15 protein-coding genes and 1 pseudogene are annotated in these 19,433 nt (G+C 60.7%); 5 read left to right on the top strand and 11 right to left on the bottom strand.

The window, feature by feature from the left end:
• Positions 1-4 precede the first annotated feature (4 nt).
• Entirely contained in the window at positions 5-2,200 is a 2,196-nt protein-coding gene (locus tag AC3B6A_RS17685) for a DUF8724 domain-containing protein (protein WP_488398507.1), read from the top strand.
• 347 nt (positions 2,201-2,547) lie between these two features.
• Here AC3B6A_RS17685 and AC3B6A_RS17680 read toward each other — a convergent pair.
• Positions 2,548-2,673: pseudogene (locus tag AC3B6A_RS17680) on the bottom strand (group II truncated hemoglobin); the annotation flags it as partial.
• A 485-nt stretch (positions 2,674-3,158) separates the two neighbouring features.
• Between AC3B6A_RS17680 and AC3B6A_RS17675 the strand changes: the two are divergent.
• From AC3B6A_RS17675 to AC3B6A_RS17665, 3 genes are read left to right on the top strand one after another with little or no spacing between them, the layout of a single operon-like run.
• Positions 3,159-4,364, top strand: a complete 1,206-nt coding sequence (locus AC3B6A_RS17675) for an ABC-three component system protein (protein WP_488398506.1) — start codon at positions 3,159-3,161, stop codon at positions 4,362-4,364.
• On the top strand, positions 4,361-4,867 hold the full coding sequence (locus tag AC3B6A_RS17670; RefSeq protein ID WP_488398505.1) for a three component ABC system middle component: 507 nt from the start codon (positions 4,361-4,363) through the stop codon (positions 4,865-4,867). The genes AC3B6A_RS17675 and AC3B6A_RS17670 overlap by 4 nt, the downstream gene beginning before the upstream one ends.
• A complete protein-coding gene (locus AC3B6A_RS17665; RefSeq protein ID WP_488398504.1) occupies positions 4,851-6,836 on the top strand; it encodes a DUF3732 domain-containing protein in 1,986 nt (661 codons plus the stop codon). The genes AC3B6A_RS17670 and AC3B6A_RS17665 overlap by 17 nt, the downstream gene beginning before the upstream one ends.
• Positions 6,837-7,117: 281 nt before the next feature.
• Here the strand turns inward: AC3B6A_RS17665 and AC3B6A_RS17660 are convergent, their stop codons facing one another.
• From AC3B6A_RS17660 to AC3B6A_RS17650, 3 genes are all read right to left on the bottom strand, one after another.
• Positions 7,118-8,389: a replication initiation protein gene (locus AC3B6A_RS17660; RefSeq protein ID WP_488398503.1), complete on the bottom strand. Its 1,272-nt coding sequence runs from the start codon at positions 8,387-8,389 to the stop codon at positions 7,118-7,120.
• 182 nt (positions 8,390-8,571) lie between these two features.
• The gene (locus tag AC3B6A_RS17655) at positions 8,572-11,646 is read right to left on the bottom strand and encodes an LPD7 domain-containing protein (RefSeq protein ID WP_488398502.1); all 3,075 of its coding nucleotides are present in this window, start codon (positions 11,644-11,646) and stop codon (positions 8,572-8,574) included.
• Complete coding sequence (locus tag AC3B6A_RS17650; RefSeq protein WP_488398501.1) at positions 11,636-11,980, bottom strand: plasmid mobilization protein; 345 nt, start codon at positions 11,978-11,980, stop codon at positions 11,636-11,638. The genes AC3B6A_RS17655 and AC3B6A_RS17650 overlap by 11 nt, the downstream gene beginning before the upstream one ends.
• A 353-nt stretch (positions 11,981-12,333) precedes the next feature.
• Between AC3B6A_RS17650 and AC3B6A_RS17645 the strand changes: the two genes are divergently transcribed.
• Positions 12,334-12,639 (top strand): TraK family protein, encoded by a 306-nt coding sequence (locus AC3B6A_RS17645; RefSeq protein WP_488398500.1) that lies wholly within the window; start codon positions 12,334-12,336, stop codon positions 12,637-12,639.
• Positions 12,640-12,660: 21 nt separating this feature from the next.
• Here AC3B6A_RS17645 and traM read toward each other — a convergent pair whose 3' ends face one another.
• The 7 genes from traM to AC3B6A_RS17610 all read right to left on the bottom strand — a co-directional run bounded on the left by traM (position 12,661) and on the right by AC3B6A_RS17610 (position 19,415).
• A complete protein-coding gene (gene traM / locus AC3B6A_RS17640) occupies positions 12,661-13,266 on the bottom strand; it encodes a conjugal transfer transcriptional regulator TraM (protein ID WP_488398499.1) in 606 nt (201 codons plus the stop codon).
• 9 nt (positions 13,267-13,275) lie between these two features.
• Entirely contained in the window at positions 13,276-14,013 is a 738-nt protein-coding gene (locus AC3B6A_RS17635; RefSeq protein WP_488398498.1) for a nucleotide-binding protein, read from the bottom strand.
• A gap of 229 nt (positions 14,014-14,242) precedes the next feature.
• On the bottom strand, positions 14,243-14,695 hold the full coding sequence (gene ssb, locus AC3B6A_RS17630; protein WP_488398497.1) for a single-stranded DNA-binding protein: 453 nt from the start codon (positions 14,693-14,695) through the stop codon (positions 14,243-14,245).
• A 15-nt stretch (positions 14,696-14,710) separates the two neighbouring features.
• Positions 14,711-16,951 (bottom strand): type IA DNA topoisomerase, encoded by a 2,241-nt coding sequence (locus tag AC3B6A_RS17625; protein ID WP_488398496.1) that lies wholly within the window; start codon positions 16,949-16,951, stop codon positions 14,711-14,713.
• 124 nt (positions 16,952-17,075) lie between these two features.
• A complete protein-coding gene (locus tag AC3B6A_RS17620) occupies positions 17,076-17,378 on the bottom strand; it encodes a TrbM/KikA/MpfK family conjugal transfer protein (RefSeq protein ID WP_488397981.1) in 303 nt (100 codons plus the stop codon).
• A 131-nt stretch (positions 17,379-17,509) separates the two neighbouring features.
• Complete coding sequence (locus AC3B6A_RS17615) at positions 17,510-19,057, bottom strand: type IV secretory system conjugative DNA transfer family protein (RefSeq protein WP_488397980.1); 1,548 nt, start codon at positions 19,055-19,057, stop codon at positions 17,510-17,512.
• Positions 19,020-19,415 carry a hypothetical protein gene (locus AC3B6A_RS17610; protein WP_488398495.1) on the bottom strand — a complete coding sequence of 132 codons (396 nt, stop codon included), beginning with the start codon at positions 19,413-19,415 and terminating at the stop codon, positions 19,020-19,022. The genes AC3B6A_RS17615 and AC3B6A_RS17610 overlap by 38 nt, the downstream gene beginning before the upstream one ends.
• Positions 19,416-19,433: the final 18 nt, after the last annotated feature.

The following is a 19,433-nucleotide window of genomic DNA, read 5'->3' as shown; positions in this document are numbered from 1 at the left end:
CAAGATGGCCAAAGCGAAAACAATGAACCGCTCCCGCAACCAGCTTGCGACAGCCTACGCCCCGGAGAGTTTCTTCACATTCGAAGGTGGGCTTGGGGCCTGTATTGCCCGCTCTTCGGCCGGCGAACCAATCCAGCTTTCGGGGTCAACCATGGACTTGGTATTCGAGCGGATGAACGAGCTCGGGCGCGCCTGGTTCACCAACGCCTTGTCCGCGCGCGACGGTGACTCGACAAAACCACGCATCCTTCCTGCGCAATGCGTCGACCAAGCCCTGCTCGACTTGAATAGGACGGAGTTCCAACTACCGGGCCAGGATCGATTCTATCTCTGTCGACCCTCACACATGGAGTACACACCGGCACCGCTGACGTTCGTGTGCCGCACTTGTGGAATGTTCCAGGACTACGAGAACCTCGCGGAGCTAGACAAGCGCCTCGAATACCTGACGCCCGAGCACTGCCCTAACCCCAAGAAGAAGGGACAATGCGACTGGGAACAGCTCGACGTTATCTTCGTGCACTGGTCGGGTCACTGGGAGGCGGCCTTCCCTGGTCAGTGGCATTGGAGTGATCGCGATGCCAAGGTCGTCAAGCGCCGTGACAACTGTGTCTGCGGGAGCTATCTGTTCAAGTTGAATCGACGCTCCGCTGGCATCGGCGATTGGTTCTTCGAGTGCGCAGCCTGCGATAAACCCCTGTCGCCAAAGTGGCTGCAGAACGACCGCAACACCTTGCGCATTCTTGGACCGGCGATGGGACCGGACCGGCTGACCGAGGTGCGTATGCAGGCGACGCCTTATCGCGCGTCGAGTGCGTACTACGTCAAGTCGGACCTGTTCATTGACTTCAAGGACGGCAGCCAGCAGCTACTGACCCGACTGCGGCCGGGACGGGAGGCGGAGCTCAAGGACTTCGTGGCCAAGCAGTATGGCTTTGCCGCGCAATCCATTACTGACGAGGATGTGCAAAAGGCCTGCGACGGCAAGGTGGAGTGCGCCAAGGACCTGGCAGACTACCAGCTCGCTGTGGAGCAGATTCACACGCTTGAGGGGTTAGCAGAGCCGATGCGAACTACATTCAAGGGTGTCATCGAGATGGCATACACGAGCCGACAGCGGATTCTGGATGACCTTCGCCGGCGACAGATTCTACTGCCTAAGGTCGACCTGCCTGTGTCGGTTGTCTCGAATCTTCAGAATAGGCAGTTGACGTTTGCATCCAAGTTCGACCCTTTCCGCTTGGCCGTCGAGCATGCGGCGCTCAAGAGCACGCGCCTGGACGTGGAGACGCTGACCAACGGAAAGAGGCCATACGTGTCATTCGCTCGGCTGGATGAAGACCTGGCGCCAGAAGACAAGGACAAAACGGATCAGGTGCAGGCCACGACGCGAGCGTTGCTCGACAAACTCGGTCTAGAGGACATGGGCCTTATTCGTGAGTTCGATTTGTGTCGCTTCAGCTTCGGCTACTCGCGCATGGAGTCGACGCCCATCCTGCGAGACAAGCGGGGCATGGACATGCCCGTTCGACTCAACCTGTTCCCGCCGGTGAAGCAGAACGACAGCACACGGTATCCCGTCTACGTTGTTCAACAGGGCAACGAGGCTATGTATGTGCGACTCAAGGAAGAGCTCGTTCTCGAATGGCTGCACAGCCTGAAGTGCCCGGATATGTTCACGCTGAGTGCGGGCGAGAAGATTGGAGCGGGCCTGCTTGGCTCAGCACAGTCAATGAGCCCGTTCTTGGACAACTTGCCAGAGACCACGACCCCGCCGGTTTATTTCTACCTATACACCCTGCTGCACAGCTACTCGCACTTGCTGATGAAGCAGGTGTCGGAGTACTCCGGTCTGGACCTGGGGTCGCTGGGGGAGTACATCTTCCCGGCTGACCTGGCCTTCGTCATTTATCGCAATGGCACGACCATGGATCTTGGTAACCTGTCTGCGCTCTGGCGCAACGCCGGTCCGGCGATGCTGACCGCGATGCTCGGCTCCAAGGCTACGCAGTGCGGTACGGGCTCGTTGTGCATGGAGCGCGGCGGCGCTTGCCCAGACTGCGTGATGATGCCGGAAACCTCATGTGTTGCTGGCAACAAGCTCCTTTCGCGGTCTGTCCTGCGGTCCATTGGTGGCAGGCCTCGCCTTGATAAGCGAGGAGCACCGATTCGAGGCTACTTGGACATGGTCAAGCTGTAGGTGCCCCAGCGATGTCTGCCCGGAGACTGACTGCCTTCGAGCAGCCTGTTATGGCCGTCCTGGCCCATAAGTTGGGCCTTGCTGCCGCGTTGTTAGATGTGTGGGCTGACCTGCCCACGGACTCGGTGTAATCGGGTTGCTCCTTGGTGAACGCTGCGCAACTCGGCGTCATGGAGGAGATGGCTACGCAGGTATTGCTAGAGCGCGCGGTAGAGCTAAATTTTTTGATGAACGGGCACCTTATGGGTTCAAAACCCGTGGGAATGCTCACGCGCTGTTTCAGCGGCTGGCGTTTGCCCTGAACGTCATCGAGTATTACCGATCGACTATTTAGCAGGCTCCCACGGAAATGCAGGTGGTTTGTCGCGAGACTGTTCCAGGTTTTCCGGGGGCATGCGGCGCAGGTCGGCCCCGTCCGGCAGTTCGTCCATCGGCCGGTAGAAGTCGTCGACCTGGCGGCGCAAGCCGTCGATTCCGCCAGCGGCCTGGTACGAGGCATCGCACGGGGGCTGCTCACGGACGGGGCTCGCTGAAGTTCGGGAACCGCATCATACTCGACGCGCCAGCGGATGATCAGTTGGCATTTCGTCGCGTTCCTTGATGAACTTGGTGGAAGCCGTGCCGTTGGCGCTCACCTGAAAGATGCGCGCCGGGCGCCCTCGTCGTCGAAAATCACCTGGTCAGGGCTTGCTGAGATCCAGAGGCGAGAGGCGTTCGCCCGCGTTGCTATGCAACGACGGATGCGGCACCACTAATCGTGGGGCCGATAGCGGACTGTGGTTCGTTTGCTAAAGATCTGTCCCCCCCTTTTTCTCACATGACCTGCACCGCCCGAGACGCCCTAGAAGGGTGGCCAAATGATATTGCTGGCGGTACATTCCTTTCAGGTTGTGTCACGGAAGAAAGGGATGGGGCCAAGGCCCTGTAGTAACACGGGTACGGACTACGGGATGGAACGATGAAAGACCCAGACGCTAGCCCTAGTGCGGCGGGGTATGGTTATCAGTACGAGCGCGCGTTGTATCGGATCTTCACTGCGCCCAATGCGCAGACCCGATTCGGCATTGAAACTGCCGATGACGTGGAAGAGATCAGTCAGAGCTCGACAGGTACACGACGGGTATCGGAGCAAGCAAAGCTTACTGTTCAGCCTCGCAAGAACCCGCTGCAGGACAGCAGCAAAAATCTTTGGAAAACCCTCCGTATCTGGTTGAACGGGTTGGCGGCGGCCCGGCGGGAACACGATGAGCTGGAATACCTTCTTGTCACGAACCGCATACTGAAAAAAGGCACTCTGGCCATACAACTGTCGGAAGCCTCCTCCAAACAGGAGGTAGAAGAGGCAGTGGTAGCTTTACGTAATCACGCCAGCAGCATGGCCGGTAAGGCGGGGGAAATCGCCCAGGAAGTCGCTTCATTTTCCGACGCCGATCTCGCATTTCTGGTCGAGCATATGCGTGTAGAAGACGGCCAGTTCAATGCGCAGATGAAGCAACGCATCATCGCCTCGCTACACCTCCCTCAGGATGCGCTCGCATCCTGCGACTCGATCTATTACGGCCTAGTTGGCTTTCTGTTCGACCAATGCCAAGAAACATGGGTAGCTCGTAAGCCTTTCTGGACTAGTGCACAGCCATACTACAACCTACGCCAAGCTTTGGTGAATGCGTTCATGGACGGCCCTTGGGAGCCGTTGCCGTTCGAAAGAACTGAGTTTTCAGCTTGGGCGCAGAAGATTGATCCTGCTGACATGCTGTTCATGGAGCAGCTCAACAAGCTCAGAGTGCCCAATGACTTGCTCGTGGAGCAATTCAGTTTTTTCTGCGCAGCCTACTCGGAGCGTATTCGTCTTTTGGATTCCGGTCGGGTACTGCTGGGGGATTTCGACAGTGCCGAGAGCGTGCTAAGTGATCGTTGGCGGTCGATCGGTAGTGCCCACCGCCTGACCACGGGTAAGTCGCTCGATCAATTCGACATCCCAGATTACAACGCCGTGCTAGCCAAAACCCTGTTCCCTGAGACCTTTCCTATGAAGGTCGGGCGGGTGAGCTCATCGGCTCAATACCTGTTCAGCGGGACTTATCACCGGATGGTCAATGGGGTTGATACACAGTCACCCATCCATTGGCACCGTGACGCTTCGGAAACGGAAGGTGAGAGATGAGTGAGGCCTACCTGGATCGTCAGTTGATCCACAACTCGTCATTGGCGTGCTTTCTGCTGACTCACTTCATTGGTCAATACCAGGATGCCGCGCCTGGCCAGACACCCGACCTGCCGAAACTGATGCTGGTACTGCCGATGGTCTGGAGCGAAAGCTCGCGTGCTGAGTTAAGCAAGCGTACCGCCCGATCAACCTTGGCGGCGGTACTCAGAGATACGCCCGTCTTGAAGATCGACCTTCAGCAAAGGGTGGCTGCTCATGCAAGAGCCACGCTGCAGGGGCTAAACCTCGCAGTTTCCACTCGTCTAGTTGGGAAGGTTGGCACGACGGCCAGCGGAGTGAGCTTTCAGGTGCTTGTCGACCGCTGGCCGAGAGGCATCAAAAACACGATTCCTACAGCGATGATGCAAACCGCCGAGAGGCTGGCTAAGTGGTTCGCAACCGAGTCCACAGAAACTCTGTACAAGCTCTTGTTTGGGATTCCCAATGAAATTCACGATTGACGCTGTCATCCTCTGGCCCCGACAACCTGGCATGGAGCCACGAGTCATTCCCTTCAGCGAAGGGAAGATCAACATCATCTATGGATTGAGCGGCACTGGTAAGTCGTCAATCGTCCACATTATTGACTATGTCCTTGGTGCAACCAAGTGCCAGATCCCGATCGGGATCATCCGCGATACGGTTGAATGGTTCGGCCTTAAAGTCCGACTTCTGGATGCAACCTATATCCTCGCACGGCGTACTCCAGGTAATTCTCAAGGCTCCAATGATCTGTCCATGACGATCGTCGACGATGACCGCATCCCCGATATCGTCGCCAAAACCCATTCGCTAAATCAGTACAAGGCTGCCTTCGATGGCATGGTTCGGGTGAGTGACCTGCCACACTCGGACGACGAAGAACCGTCCAGCTTTGATCGGCGAAGCTCCTACCGAGACATGGCTGCGTTCAACTTCCTACCGCAGCACATCGTTGCTAACCCCAATACCCTGTTTTTTAAAACCGACTCGTTCGCTCACAAAGAACGGTTGACCCGGGCAATGCCTTACGCATTGGGGATGGTTGACGCCACTTATGTGATGAACGAGCGGCGTCGAGATGAGGCGCAGCGCGAGCAGGAGAGGCTCCGCAAAGAAATGGCGGTACACGATGCCGCCAAGGCAACCCACTATGCGGATATCAATCAATTGTTCGATCGCTGCATTCAACTGGGACTGCTTCCGCCATCCAGCTCATCGAGCCCGGAAAAAGCGGAGCTCCTCAAGCGTGTCGTGGTCGCCACGCATGAAGGACGGCTTGAACAGACATTGCTAGAGCCTCAAAGGCTGCATATCTCTCAAAAGCTTAAGGAGGTCATCGAGGAGGTTGCCAAACAGCAGAGAATCGTTGATGAGCTGGACGCTCAAATCGATGGTTTTGATCACCTCGCCCGTACGAGCAAGCGATTTGTCGCCGCGATCGATACTGAGAAGTCCCATGTCATCGGGCTCGATTGGCTTAAGCAGAGCGTATCGGATGGTGGGCATTGTGTAGCTTGCGGCTCGTTCACAAACGCGCTGCCCATGGTCATCGAGAACCTGGAAGAGAAGGTCAACAAGATCACTCGGATCTCTGATGCGCTGCGGGACAATCCGGTCGTCGACAAGCAGTTGTCTATCCTCAAGCGGCAGCGAGCGAAGGAAGAGAGGGAACTGTCTCGTCTACTACGTGAGCAGAACCGTTTGATCCTGGAGGATGAGCGTACCCGCACCGCGATTGGCCAGATCTACTACGTTGCGGGAGAAATCAGCCGGCTCCTCAAGCAACTGGACGGCTCTGCGGCTGACGAAAGTCTGTTGAAGCGCATGGTCGAGCTGGAGAAGCTGATCCGGCACTACAATTTCGAGATGTCGTCAATTGACATGGCGGAGCAGGAGAGAAAAGTTGACGCCCAACTGTCCCCCATGTTTGGAGACTATGCCGATCAATTCGGTTTGAATGCTACCCCGGGGGCTCAAATCTACTTGGATAGGAAAGAGCTCACGCTTCGCTTCGAATCGGAAGGCAAGCGGGATTTTCTATGGGAAATTGGAAGCGGTGCTAACTGGATGGGGTACCACATCGCAACGTTCTTGGGGATCCATGAATACCTTTCCAAGGAAGGGAATCGAAATCTTCCTCCGTTCAGCTTCATTGTGATCGATCAGCCAAGTCAGGTTTATTTCCCGAGCAGCACTGGTGGCGTTAACGCCCTGGATGAGGGGTTCAAGGCTGTCAACCAAGCTAGGCCCGCTGATGTTATCGCGACCCGCCGCATCTTCGAAGTACTGGCGGAAGGGCTTAAGCGTGCACACCATTTTGTTCAGATTATCGTGCTTGAGCATGCTGGGCCTGACATCTGGGGCGAAGTTGATGACACCGTAAGCGTTGAGGCCTGGGAGCGTAAAGGTGATGGCCTTATTCCCTCTCATTGGATTCAGAGTGCATAACTCTGCGTGCAACTGAATTGGGGGGCAGATTTACTTGTCAGGCAGACCGGCTGCTTCTGGCCGTTCTCTGCCGGTCGTGACCGGTAGAGGTTGACTCAAAGCGGACGTCTGACCCTCTTTAGTACTAGAGGACGGGGGCAAGGGTCAACTCATCGCGCACTTAGGTTGGCCACGTGGAAGATGAGAGCCGTCGCTCGTTGATTGCTGGGTGGCGATCATGGGATTCCGGCTTTGGCCATACTCTAATCACTGTTGTTCATCGGGCCGGCGAAGATGGTGGACTAGCGAAGTCTGTCCGGCTTCTTCGTTGGCAGCGCTTCTGTCTCTGGGGGCTGAGACTCGCACAGAGTCCAGGGCGTGGGGGAACTGATGCCTTTCGAGGTGGTAAATCCTGTGCCCTTCAAAGCAGAAAGGCAGGCGCTAAGCGCCGCAGGTATCTGATGTACACCATATTTGACATCCAACCTCGCGATGGCGGCTGAACCCGCTATCGCCGCGTTCTGTACTTCGCGCAGGACATGTTTGTAGGAAGCTGTGGTTTGCCTGGAGATGTTCGCCATCCGGGCAATAGCCGAGAGGAGCAGCTGTTCGCCGGCCGCAATCAACTGCCGGCAAGCGGCACGAACCTTGGATTCGGTGGAGCGGTGGCGAATGCCATGAGTACGAAGCGCGGCGAGACGCTGCTTTTCCTGCAGCGGCATCTCCGCCGGCAGGGCCATTGTTCCCCTGTGGCAGCGAGCACCGCCCCGGTAGCGGTCCCAGGTCCAGCGTGAGATGGAATTGACGGTGGCCTTGAGGGACGAGAGCGGCAGGCTTTCGGCAAAGCCGTATGCCTTGAAATCGTTGTTGTTGAAGGCGAAGGCCTCCAGGCGGCGGACGAAGTGCTGGAAAGAGCCGCTGTCACGCTCTTCGTTGACGATGGAGTAGGCGTAGTAGCGCATCCGCTCGAACAGGATGCAGTGGCGCGAATGTGCCGCAGCATCGAGGCGCGGACCTTTGCTCCAGGGCTTCGCCTGCGGCAGTTCAACAGCCTCGGCCAACTCGCCGAGGTCATAGACGTGGTCGTGGTACTCGGAGGTCTCCCACCAGGGATGGCCAGGCGTCTTGGCCACAGGGCCGCCGCCGTACTCGATATCGGCGTTGAGCTGCAGCGCAAACGCCTCGTAGACCGCCTTCATGTAGCTGATGGGTGCAGAGCGGCCATTCTCGGAGGTGCAGACCGGGACGATCGCGTAGTAAAGGTGCGCGTGGCCGTTACGGCGGTTGCGCACGACCAGGTTAGGTGGAGGCAGACCTACCTCGTCCCAAATCAACGCGTTCGCGTGGTCGAGGTCGAAAATGAGCCAGGACACCATCCCGGGACGGTTGACCTGGAGGTAGGGATAGGAGAGGGCGTACTCGCGCGGACGCACGCGCGCGGCGGTTTTGTTGTCGCTGCAGCGTGCGAGGTAAGGCGCTTCCTGCAGGACACGATTGAGTGCAGTGCCGGCCTGGAAAAAGCCGCTGGCGGCTTTGGCAGTGCGCGGCTTAGCCACGTGTAGCTGGCTACCCATAGACATTCACTCCAACAACGAACAGTCGGCCACGACCAGGCGGCGGAAGCCGCTTGAGGGCTTCCGCGCGAAGGAAATGGCCGGGTGAGAGACACGACGAAGCCCCGGGGCTTTCGCCACGAGACTTGGGAGAGGAGAAGAGGGCGCTGGGAACCTTCAGGCCCCCAGCGCTGGAGAGCGGGTCAGAACGGGATGTCCTGGCTGCGATCGGCCGTCGGCGCCGGCGGCTTGAGCGCAGAGCCAGCATCGGCCACTGACTGCAGGTCTACGCCCACCTTGTAGAGATCACGCTCGACGCTCTCATACAGGCGGTGCGCCACCTCCTTCGCACCATGAGAAGCCTCCGGGCAGGCCTCGGCCGGGTTCTTGGCCAGGGCACGCAAGTTGGCCAGCGCATCCGGCCAGCGTTCCGGCTTGAACACAGCCTCGGCGAACACATCGGCCTCCCTGTCGAAACCCGCCTCGCGCAGGGCACCGGTCACGACGAGGATCTTCTGCCCATCCAGGCGCAGATCCCGTCCGGGCTCGGCGGTGGCCACCGACTGATTGGCCAACGCCGGCGCCGGTACCTCGTGGCTCACCTCGATGCCCTCGCGCTCGACCGTCCAGGTCCTGCGTTGCGCCACCTTCGTGTCTGCGGAGCCATCGGCATGCTGGTGAACCACGTCCACCGCCTGGGTGCCGTGGTCCTGCAGGCGGATCTGATCGCCTGGCTGGAACTGCCCCTGATCCATCAGCTGCTCGAAGTCCTTGCCCCACAGCGTCCGCTCGCCCTGGTCTGTCTGCAGCTTCACGTAATAGCTCGCGTCCTTGCCCGGGTCGTTCTTGTACGGCGCCGCGCCATGTTCCAGCAACTGGCCACGAATAACCGCCGACAGGGCCGGGGCGGCCTCTACCGCGGCGGGCGCCTTCTCCACCGCCTTGGCCACGTCGGCGTTCGCCGGCGCCGCCCCGGGTTCGCCGCGCTCGATGCGCTGGCCTTCCTGCTCAAGGGCCAGCTCAGCCTTGCGCTCGGCCAGGCGCTGGTTCATCTGCGGATCGGTGAAATGCAGGTCCAGCCCACGCTTCGCCGCCACGTCCACCACCGTGCGCTTGAACTCGTCGCTGCCCTTGATCGTCAGCGTGCTCCCGAAGCGCTCGCGGGCCAGGTCCAGGGCCACCGACACGCCACCCTCGCTGATCCCGTGCTTGCGCAGCGCGATCGCCTTCCCGGTGTCCACGAACACCGTCTTGTCCGTTCCCTTGTCCAGGTAGTGCACGTTCTGACTGAACCGCGCGCGCTTGGTGTACATGTCCTGGGCATTGCCGGCCTGGGACCGGCCCGATGTCTTGAACTCGTCCAGGGCCTCCTTCGTTCGCTCGACCAGTTGCCGCAGTCGTTCCCGCGCCGGTGGTGTGCGATCGAGGTCAGGCCCGGAAATCGAATTGGCCGGCAGGGCTTTCGGCTGCCGGTCGACCAACGCACGTATCTCTTGGCTTCGCATGCTGTTGCTCTCTTGCTGTTGGGGATGAGTGATCGCCTGCCTGGCCTTCATCCGCTCGAACACCAGCACGGCCACCAGCTGGGCGCGCTCCTGCCGCGTAAAGCGGTCGTCGGTGCGCACCAGGCGGCGGGTTTCGTAGAAGTGCTGGTTGATCTGACGGAGGGAGCGGCGCTCGGCCGGCTTCAGGCTGTTGTGTTCGTGCTGCCGCAAGGCATAGGCCGTAGGGGTAGAGGCTTCGCTAGCCAGGGCCTGTGGCTGCGCGCCGATGATGCGAACGCGGATTCCCGCACCTGCCGGAGGAGGGCCGCGCATCGAGCGCAGGATGCGCTCCGTATGCCGCTCCACATCGTCAACGAACGCCGGGCGGTTCGGGTTGCGTGCGTAGGGCGGCAGCTTCTGTGGATCTACTCGGGAAGGAAGTCCGGGGCGTCCGCCAGCGCGTCGTGCAACTCCAGACCCTGCGCCTGCAGCTCCTGCAGGTCGCTTTCCGCGGGACGGATCTCTGGTTCCGGCAGAGGGGCTTCCTCGTCCGGCTGATACAGCTGGTCGCAGTCCAGGATCTCCTCGCCCTGGCCCTTCAGCGGTGGCCAGGTGAAGGCGTGCATCTGCCGGCAGAAACACTTCGCCGTCACGTTGTCGGTCTTGCCGGCCAGCATCCACATCGCGTCCGGACAGGCCTTGCAGGCCATCGGCAGATCGGCGAGCGCCTTCTCGGGCAACTTCAGCAGGACCTCGCTGAAGATCTCGCGGCCGTTGGCCAATGTGTAAGTGCTCATATTCAGCTCCATACCCTCGATAGAAGCGCTCGATGCGCTCGGCCAGCAGAGCAGGGCGCTGCTCCGCCGGCGCTGCGTAATAGCGCTGGCGGACGCTCGGCCCGGCCTTCTGGATGTATTTGATTTCCCGCGCCCGCTCGGGCCAGTCGCCCAGGCGCTGCTCGATCACGTGCGCCGGCAACGGGTCCTTCTTCAGCTCCCGGCGAACCACGAAATCGTCCTGGAAGATCGTCTCCTTCAGGTTCGTGAACTTCGCGTCACCGGGCAGCTTCACTGCGATGTATTCGCTGGGCTTGCCCTCGTTGCGGATCCGCGTTTCGCCGTGCTGGCCCACCAGCTGGTAGAACTCCGCGCGGCTCCAGACGTCCTGCTCGATCACCTGGCGGACCAGGTCCTGCTTGAACTGCCGGTTCTTGCCGCGGAAGTCATCGCCCTTGTACCGGGCCAACACGCTGGCTGAGTCCTGGGGATCGATTCGAATGCGCTCCCGCGGAGACACCAGCTGGTACTTCTGGTTGATGTGCTCCTGGAAGGCCTCGAAGAAATCGACGTTCTGCTCGAAGTCGCCCCGCGGGTTCAGGTCCTTGCCCGTCAGCAGGTTCTTCCTTGGGATGACGATGTGAATGTGGGGCTTGCGATCTTCCAGCTCGCCGGTCTGGCGATTGGTCTGCTGCAGGATCTTGGGGATATGGGCTTCGGCGTAGAAGTTGTATTCATCTTCATGGAAGGCACTCATCATGAAGGCTTTGAACTCTCCGGTAATATCCTGCAGCGTCTGTTCCGGAATCTCGTCCTCGGCGAATGACAGCGTGACGGTCATGTACCGCTCTTGCTCTTTGTCCGGAATGCTCCGATAGACCATGTCGGTCAGGTCCAGATCGCCGGCGATTATCATGCGGTGATCCAGTTCGTCCCGGCTTAATTCACGTCCCGCCTTGTTGCCTTCCTCCAGATACTCCTTGATGCCTGAGTTGTATCCCCGAACTCTAATCAGCATCTTGGACTCCGCTCAGTAATAACTCCCTGATGGCGACCAAGTGATTAGCCAGTTTGAGGTATAATTTCTCTGAGATTATTTCGCCTCGACGTGCCTGGTTTATACGGTGCGCAAGTTGGTTAAGGTTGTTGCTGGACTTGTTGTAAAGAAACACAAGTCGCTCGTTATTCTTCGAGGGCTGGGTAATGGTTACCTGGCCTTCCAGCCATATGAGGCGCGCATAGGCTGATAACGTCAGGCCACTGGCCGCGAACACTTCCGCGTGCGCCGCGAATTCTTCGTCGGAGACACGAAAGTGAATCACACGGCTCTTGGCCGGTTTCTTCTCGGGCATGGGGACTCCTGGCCGTGGATGACCAAATGACTGACTGATGACTGACTGACCGGATGACGACGAAGGCGGGATCTGCACGCAGCGGCGACAGCCGCTGTCGGGGTTTCAAAGGGGTTCCCCCTTTGGCACGGGCGATTGTAGAAGGGGATAAGCGCAGCCCCGTATACAATCGGTCACGTGCCTCATCTTCAAGCGAGGCAATTTCCCCACACAGGGAGCGTTGAACTGAGTTGAACTAAATTGAGCTAAATGTCACAGAGTTGAACTGCGCAGCCTTCCGAAGCTCGAAAATTGAACTGAGTTGAACAAAGTTGAACAGAATGTCACTGAACGACCCTTTGAGGATCCCTTCAGTGAGCGATTGGCGAAATAAACCCCGAAACGGCAGAAGCCAGGTGGTGCCCTTGATGGCGGAGATCCAGGCAAAGCTGGATCTTGGCCATACCATCAGGGCGATCTACAGCGAATTGCTTGAGGGGGGGAAGCTGGAAATCGGCTATCACCAGTTCACCCTGCACGTCAAAAAACTACGGCGTGCGACAAGTGTCGTGGGTGCCGTTTCGAAGACTGGCTCGGTAACAGCGAAGTCGGAACCTGCTCCGGGAAGGCCCCGGAAGTTTTTCCATAATCCAACTCCTCCGGACGATATTCTTGATTAGAAAATCGTCCGGCAAGTTGCATCACCGTTTGGCGCCTTGTTTTACCTTCTCCTGAAGTGCGGGTGGAAGTTGCTCGATACCGCGCTCCAGGGCGGAGATTTCCCGCAGGTAATACGCGGACTCCTTCTGCAAGTTATCCAGTGCGGACTTTTGCAGGAGCATTGAGACCGGAAGCGACAGTGAGGAGACCAGCAAGGCACTCCCCAGCACCACGTTCAAGCGGAAAGACTTCTTGTCGCGCAGGAAGCCGCTGGCCAGGCTCAAGCGGCTTTCCAACTCCGCCAGCTCTTTCTTGGCGCCGCTCAAGTGCGCCGATAAGGCGGCGGAGATGGCCTCGGTGGATTCCGCTTTCGCTTTCTTCACCGCCGACTCGGCGAGCTCGCTGGAGATCGCCTCGGCGCGTTCAACGGCCTTGGCGATAACTTCGACGGACTCAGCGAGGGCGCCGGGGATTTCCCGGATCGCATTCAACACAGCCTGCTGCTTGCCGGCGTAGAACTCGACGTCGGGCTTGATCAGCTCCTTGCAGATGTCCGCCAGGATGAACACCGGGTCATCCGTACTGACCGCGATCCCCGTTCGCTTGAATATCTCGACGGCGATCGTCTCGCGCTTCTGTTCGTCCATGCCGCCTCCCTAGAAGTCGATCTGGTCGAGCTGGGTGAAGATGTCGCGCGCGACATTCTTGATGCGCTGCTTCTCCATGATGCTGAAGTCCTTGGAGCCCATCACTTCATCGAAGGTGAGGCGCAGCTGGTTCATGCGCTTGATGTCGTCACCGTAGGTCTGGTGGTTGCGCGCCGCCAGGACCACGGATCCGACCAGGCGATCCTGGTTCTCCCGATACACCGCCATGTCGGTGAAGCTGCGGCCATCAGCCGATTTCAGCTCGCCGAAATGCTCGTTCATCCAGAGTACGAGCGGCGCTTCCGGAATCCCCTCGGCAATCGACTTGAAGCCGGTCGCCGTGTCGACCAGGGTGTCGCCGCCACCGACTACCGTGTGGATGAACACCTTCTTGCCGCTCTCCTGCAGGAGGCCGATCACTTCGTTCTCCACCAGGTAGGCCAGCAACGGAGAGAAGGTGTTGGCGCCATTATCGATCACGGCAATACCCGTATCGCTGGCCAGCAGCTTCTCGATCAGGGCATCGAAGCGCTTGGCGTCGATGGTGCGGGAGTCGTTCATCACCGGGATGTGCTCGGCGCCGATGGCCTTGTAGTGCTTGAAGGTGGTGTTCTCCTGGTCGGTGTCGTAGGGAAACAGCTGCTCGGTCTTGGTGTTGAGCCATTGCGCGAGTACCGCGCAGATGAAGCTCTTACCGATGCCGCCTTTGCCTTGCAGGATGAAGTGAATGGAGTTCTGAAGATCCATGGGATGTCCTCGTTCTGAAATGAGTTGAGCGCAAAGGGCTCCGCCCCTTGCAACCCCGGCACTCGCCGTGGGGCAGGCGCCCAGGGGGTGGGGCTTCCCTGGGCACCGCCGTGAGGCTGTTGGATGGGGAGACGGTCAAGGGCGAGGCTTCGCCCGTGCCTCCGTTCACCGGAACGGTGGAGCTGTTCCGATGAGCCGGGGGCGCGGCCCCTGACCGGGACGGGTCGTGCTAGAAGGGAAGGTCGTCGTCGAACCCGCCGCCGTTCGGGGCGGGTTCCTCGGCCGGCTGGGGCGGCTGTTGCTGCTCGCGCGGCGCGCTGTTGTTGCTGCTGTCGGGACGACCACCCAGCAGCTGCATGTTGCCGTTGATGTCGACCACCACCTCGGTGGTGTAGCGGTCCTGCTCGTCCTTGTCCTTCCACTTGCGGGTGCGCAGGGTGCCTTCGATATAGACCTGCGAGCCTTTGCGCAGGTACTCGCCGGCGACTTCGCCCAGGCGGCCGAAGAACACCACGCGATGCCATTCGGTTCGTTCCTGTTGCTGGCCGGTCTGCTTGTCCTTCCAGCTCTCGCTGGTGGCCAGGGTGATGTTGGTGACGGCGTTGCCGTTGGGGAGATAGCGGGTTTCCGGATCGCCGCCGAGGTGACCCACCAGAATGACTTTGTTGATACCGCGAGCCATGGGAATACTCCTGGGTTACCGGCGCGAGGCCGTTTTCTTGGTGCCCTTGGCGGGCTGTTTGGGAGGGAATTCGAAGGAGACCTTGCCGGTCGTTTTATCCAGCACCAGCAGGGCCTCGAAGGCGCTTCCGGACCGGCTCTTGAAGCCCTTGATGACCCCGGTCTTGCCCTTGGCCAGCAGTTGCTCCAGCTGGCCATCGGTAAGCGTCTTTTCCGCCACCACCGGATAGAGCCGGAAGCTGCAGCCCTTGCAGGCAATAACCTTCGGCGTCTTCACCAGCTCGCCGGCGCAGCCCGGACATTTCAACGCCAGCGCTGCCGCGGCGCCCTCGCGCTGGAACTGGATGTCGCCCAGCTCGACGTGGGCCACCTGGTGCGCGATGAACTTCTCCAGCTCGTCCAGGAAGGCATCCACGGAGAGCTCGCCGGCCTCGATCTTCTTCTGCTGCTCATGCCACAGTGCGGTCATGTCCGGCGTCGTGGCGATCGCCGGCAGCAGCTGGATGAAGCTGATGCCCAGCGGGGTAGGGACCAGCTTCTTGCTCTCGATGGTGTAGAAGTTGCGCTTCTGCAGGGTTTCCAGCATCGCCGCGCGGGTGGCCGGCGTGCCGATACCGCCGTGCTCCTGTTGCTTGCCGTCGTCGCGGTCCAGCAGCAAGGCCCGCAGCGCCGGATCCTTGATGTACCGGGCCACGCGCCGCAGGTCTTCCAGCAGCGTCTTCTCGGTGTACAGCGGCAGCGGCTTGGTCTTCTTCCGCTCGGCCTCGACCTTCTGGCACTTGCCGGACTGGCCCTCGACCAGCGCCTGCAGGTGCTCGAATGTGCCCGCAGGAACGGTATCGCTGGGTTGCTCCTCGTCGGTCTCCGCGTCCTGTGCGGAGGTGTCCCTCACCAGCGCAGACCACCCCGGATCACGCAACCGGGTGGCGTTGCTGTTGAAGCGGTAGCCGGCCACCTCGAACACCACTGCCGCGGCATCGAAGCGCTTGGGCGGCAGGAACTGGATGACGTACTGCCGGACGATCAGCTCGTAGACGGCCCGCTCGTTCTTGCTCATCTGCGAGAGGTCGACCTGAGTCGGCGTCGGGATGATCGCGGTGTGCGCCGTGACCTTGCTGTCGTCCACCGCGCGACTCTTGCGGCCGGTGTCGAGGTCGGCGAACCAGCCGGCCGCGGCAGTCCCCGCAAAGGCATCCGCCAGCAAGGCGATCGTCTCCGGCGCCTGCCCGAACTGCTCCGTGCTCATGTAGCCGCAGTCGGAGCGGTTGTAGGTGATCGCCTTGTACTTCTCGCGCAGCTCCTGGGTGATCTCCAGCGTGGCCTGGGCGCTCAGGCCCAACTCATCGCTGGCCATGCCCTGCAGGTCCAGCAGCGCGAACGGCAGTGGCGCCGGCGTCTCCTTCTCGACCACGGAAGCGCTGACCACCTGCGCGGCCTGGCCGGTACAGGCCTCGATGACGCGCAGCGCAAAGGCCTCGTCGCCGATCCGCCCCTTGTCGTCCAGCGAGGGGAGGGGATCCACGCCCGCCGGCGGAGTGCTCGCCAGGTACTTCAGGTCCAGCCGGCTCCGGAGCGGGTCGCCGCCCATGGCCATGCTCGCGGTCAGGGTGTGGAAGAAGGCCTCCTTGTGGTTCTTGTTGGCCAGGTAGCGGTTCACGATCAGGCCGAGGATCGGCGTCTGCACGCGGCCCACGGACAGCACTCCCTTCATGCCCTTGGCCGAGGCCGCCAGGCTGTAGGCGCGGGTCATGTTGAAGCCGTACAGCTGGTCGGCAATGCTGCGCGCCAGGGCCCGCTGGTACAGCCCCTGGAACTCGCGGTTGTCGCGCAGTTCGCCCAGGGCCTTCTGCGCCGCCTTGGTGTTCAGGTCGTTGATCAGGACGCGCATCACCGGGTGGCGGTTGCCGAAGTACTCCAGCACCTCGTCCACCAGCAACTGACCTTCCTCGTCCGGGTCGCCGGCATGGACGATGGCCGAGGCCTTGCCGATCAGCTCGCCGACCACGGCCAGCTGGTCCGCCGTGCGCTCGATCGGCTGGTACTGCACCGGCCGGATCTGCAGCGGCAGGTCCTCGGCCCGCCACCTGGCGTAGTCGGGGTTGTGAACCTCGGGCGGGGCCAGCTCCAGCAGGTGGCCGATGCACCAGGTCACGATGTCGCCGCCGCAGTCGATGTAACCGCCTTTCCGGGTACCGCCGCCCAGGGCCTCGGCTATCACCGCGCCGAGTTGGGGCTTCTCCGCTATGAACAATCGCATGGGGTGTCTCCAGATGCCCCCCGGGAAACACGCACGCAGGTACCTCCGCGACGAACCCGAAAGGGCGCCGTGATCGGCCAGGCGAGGTGTTTCGAGGGAATTGATGAGTGAGGGAGGGGAGGGATCAGCCGCGCAGCAGGCGACCGAACTTCTTGATGATCTGCTTCTGCTGGGGCATGTCCGTAGGACATTGTCCGAGGAACTTCTCGCGCGCCTTGCTGGTGTCACTGGCCTTGAACTTGCCGTGCTTCCAGACCTGGATGCCGAAGAAATCGGCGATCGCCCCGGAGCACTCGCTGCCGCCGCTGGCCCCCATCAGCTTGCCCCACATGCAGAGCACGGGCTTGCACGGGTCGCCGGCTATCGCGGGCATCGACGCAGCACAGAGCAGCGAGAGGGTCGCTGCCGCTACCACCTTCTTGATCATGGGTTTTCTCCTTTCAGGTACGCCCCCAAACAGCGAGCGAGCACGGGCGGGCCTCGCAGGTGCGCGATGCAGCGGTCAGTGCTGGGGTCGGTTGGGAATCAGAAGTGACGCAGAGGGGGAAATTGCAGGGATCAGTGGTTCTTTCTTCGCTCCATTTCTTCGGTGATGACCTCGCTGTGCGGTGCCTGGATGGAAACGGCCTTGGCGCCCAGCCGGACCGGGACGGTCATGCCCTGGAGCATCGACTCATCGGCGACCGGCACCGGCGGAGGAGGGAGGTTTGCCCGCGATTTCAGGGCCGGGTCCTCGTAGTAGAAGATCTTGCGGGCCTTCACCTTCAGCGGCGCCGAGTCCCGCGTACCGCCGATGAAGATCAGCTCCTGGTCATAGCGCATCTCGGCGACTTCCTGCGGGAGCATCAGCGGCCGCGGCTGCAGGCTCCAGCTGCGCGTGCGACTGCCATGCTTGCCCTTGTTGAACGACTCGTTCATCACCCGCATCGTGGTGTTGCCGAGGCGGTCGCTGTACTCCTTGGCCAGCTTGGGATCACCCGGCGCATACACGATCTCGATGTGGAAGGCCTTCATGATGCCGTCCGCCGTCTCGCGCCCGTACACCCGTTCCGAGCGGATCTGGTCCTTGTCCTGGAAGATCAGCAGGAAGCGCAGCCCCGCACCGCGGGTGAGCGCTGGCGCAGTCTCCATCACCTCCATCCGGCCCATCACCGCCAGCTCGTCGATCAGGAACAGCAGCTGGTACTTCAGGCGCAGCGTGCCGTCCGGGCAATGCCCGCCCTGCTCGGGCAGCGTCTTCGAGTTGACCTTGATCGCCTGCGAGAAAAACAGGTTCATCAGGGGTGCGAACTTCTGCAGCGCATCGTTGGTGCAGCAGAAATACACCGTCATGCGTTCTTCCCGGGCCCTGGAAAAATCGATGTCATCCCCCGAGAGCGCCCAGGCCACCGTTCTCTCGCCGTACATGCTGAACACCCCACGGAGGATGTCGATGGTGGTCGACCAGCCCGAGCTGGTGTTCTTCGACGACTCGTAGACCCCGTTCAGCTCGCGGAAACACTCGTCCGACAGCGGCCGGCCGCCGGCCTGACGCTCGGACAGCACCTGCAGCGCCCAGGTGCCAATGCCGGTGCCCAGGGCCGCGAACTCGTACAGCTGCGGCAGGGTGCAAGGCAGCTCCGGCGTTTCCATCAGGTACAGCACCAGCGCGACGAAGACATCCGCGGCCTTGTTGTACCACTCCTGGTTCTTCGGGTTGTCCGACACGAACAGCACCCGCGCCATGGTGCGGATCTCGCCCAGGCGGAAGTTCGGATCGCGGCTGATCACGCTGAGCGGATTCCAGCGATGGGTCTGCAGCAGCTCCGGCGAGAAGCGGTAGACCTTGTGCCCTGCCGCCGCCCGGAAGCCCGCCGTGGTCTCGAAGTTCTCGAACTTCGGATCGTTCACGATGACCGAGTCGGGGTAGCTCAACAGGTTGGGGATGACGATGCCCACCCCCTTCCCGCTGGCCGGCGGCGCCGCCAGCAACACGAAGGTCTGTCCGTAGCTGCACAGGAAAGTGTGCTTGCGAGGATGCCGACCGATCAGGATGCCGGGGTAGCGGTCGATCCGTTTTTGCGGGTTGTCAGGGCTGTACTGCGGGACTGGCTTCTGCTTCGCCATTCAGCACCTCCGTGGTCAGGTCGTCATCGGGCGCAGGTACTTCGACAGAAGCATCGACAGCTACCTCCCGAGCTTGTTGGCGGCGCATGCGGAGGTCCCACAGATAAATGCGCGGGCCCGCATTGCAGGCATCTGGGAAAGGCTTGCCAGCGTTCTCCGACGCGCTAAGCACAAGCAGCCACATCCGTGTTTTATCTTCGCCACTGATAAGCCCAGCAGCTTCGAGCGCATAGATGAAACCACGCAGCGCCCCCAAAGCCGCATAGGCATGGTGTTCCGCACTTCGGCTCAGTGAGAAGTCGGAGAGACGCTGCTGCACCAGCAGTCGCAGGAACTCGCGAAGAATTTCAGTGTTCATCAGATGCCCTCCGACTCA

The organism is Pseudomonas sp. B12(2026) (genome assembly GCF_057767015.1).
The sequence above is the reverse complement of the archived record's forward strand: the minus strand, read 5'-3'. Positions and strand labels throughout refer to the sequence as shown.

Bases quoted from the DNA above. Each gene is read 5' to 3' on its own strand.
- AC3B6A_RS17660 (WP_488398503.1), bottom strand. From the start codon at position 8,389: ATGGGTAGCCAGCTACACGTGGCTAAGCCGCGCACTGCCAAAGCCGCC.
- traM (WP_488398499.1), bottom strand. From the start codon at position 13,266: ATGGACGAACAGAAGCGCGAGACGATCGCCGTCGAGATATTCAAGCGA.
- ssb (WP_488398497.1), bottom strand. From the start codon at position 14,695: ATGGCTCGCGGTATCAACAAAGTCATTCTGGTGGGTCACCTCGGCGGC.
- AC3B6A_RS17675 (WP_488398506.1), top strand. From the start codon at position 3,159: ATGAAAGACCCAGACGCTAGCCCTAGTGCGGCGGGGTATGGTTATCAG.
- AC3B6A_RS17665 (WP_488398504.1), top strand. From the start codon at position 4,851: ATGAAATTCACGATTGACGCTGTCATCCTCTGGCCCCGACAACCTGGC.
- AC3B6A_RS17685 (WP_488398507.1), top strand. From the start codon at position 5: ATGGCCAAAGCGAAAACAATGAACCGCTCCCGCAACCAGCTTGCGACA.
- AC3B6A_RS17635 (WP_488398498.1), bottom strand. From the start codon at position 14,013: ATGGATCTTCAGAACTCCATTCACTTCATCCTGCAAGGCAAAGGCGGC.
- AC3B6A_RS17655 (WP_488398502.1), bottom strand. From the start codon at position 11,646: ATGCTGATTAGAGTTCGGGGATACAACTCAGGCATCAAGGAGTATCTG.
- AC3B6A_RS17670 (WP_488398505.1), top strand. From the start codon at position 4,361: ATGAGTGAGGCCTACCTGGATCGTCAGTTGATCCACAACTCGTCATTG.
- AC3B6A_RS17650 (WP_488398501.1), bottom strand. From the start codon at position 11,980: ATGCCCGAGAAGAAACCGGCCAAGAGCCGTGTGATTCACTTTCGTGTC.
- AC3B6A_RS17625 (WP_488398496.1), bottom strand. From the start codon at position 16,951: ATGCGATTGTTCATAGCGGAGAAGCCCCAACTCGGCGCGGTGATAGCC.
- AC3B6A_RS17620 (WP_488397981.1), bottom strand. From the start codon at position 17,378: ATGATCAAGAAGGTGGTAGCGGCAGCGACCCTCTCGCTGCTCTGTGCT.
- AC3B6A_RS17615 (WP_488397980.1), bottom strand. From the start codon at position 19,057: ATGGCGAAGCAGAAGCCAGTCCCGCAGTACAGCCCTGACAACCCGCAA.
- AC3B6A_RS17610 (WP_488398495.1), bottom strand. From the start codon at position 19,415: ATGAACACTGAAATTCTTCGCGAGTTCCTGCGACTGCTGGTGCAGCAG.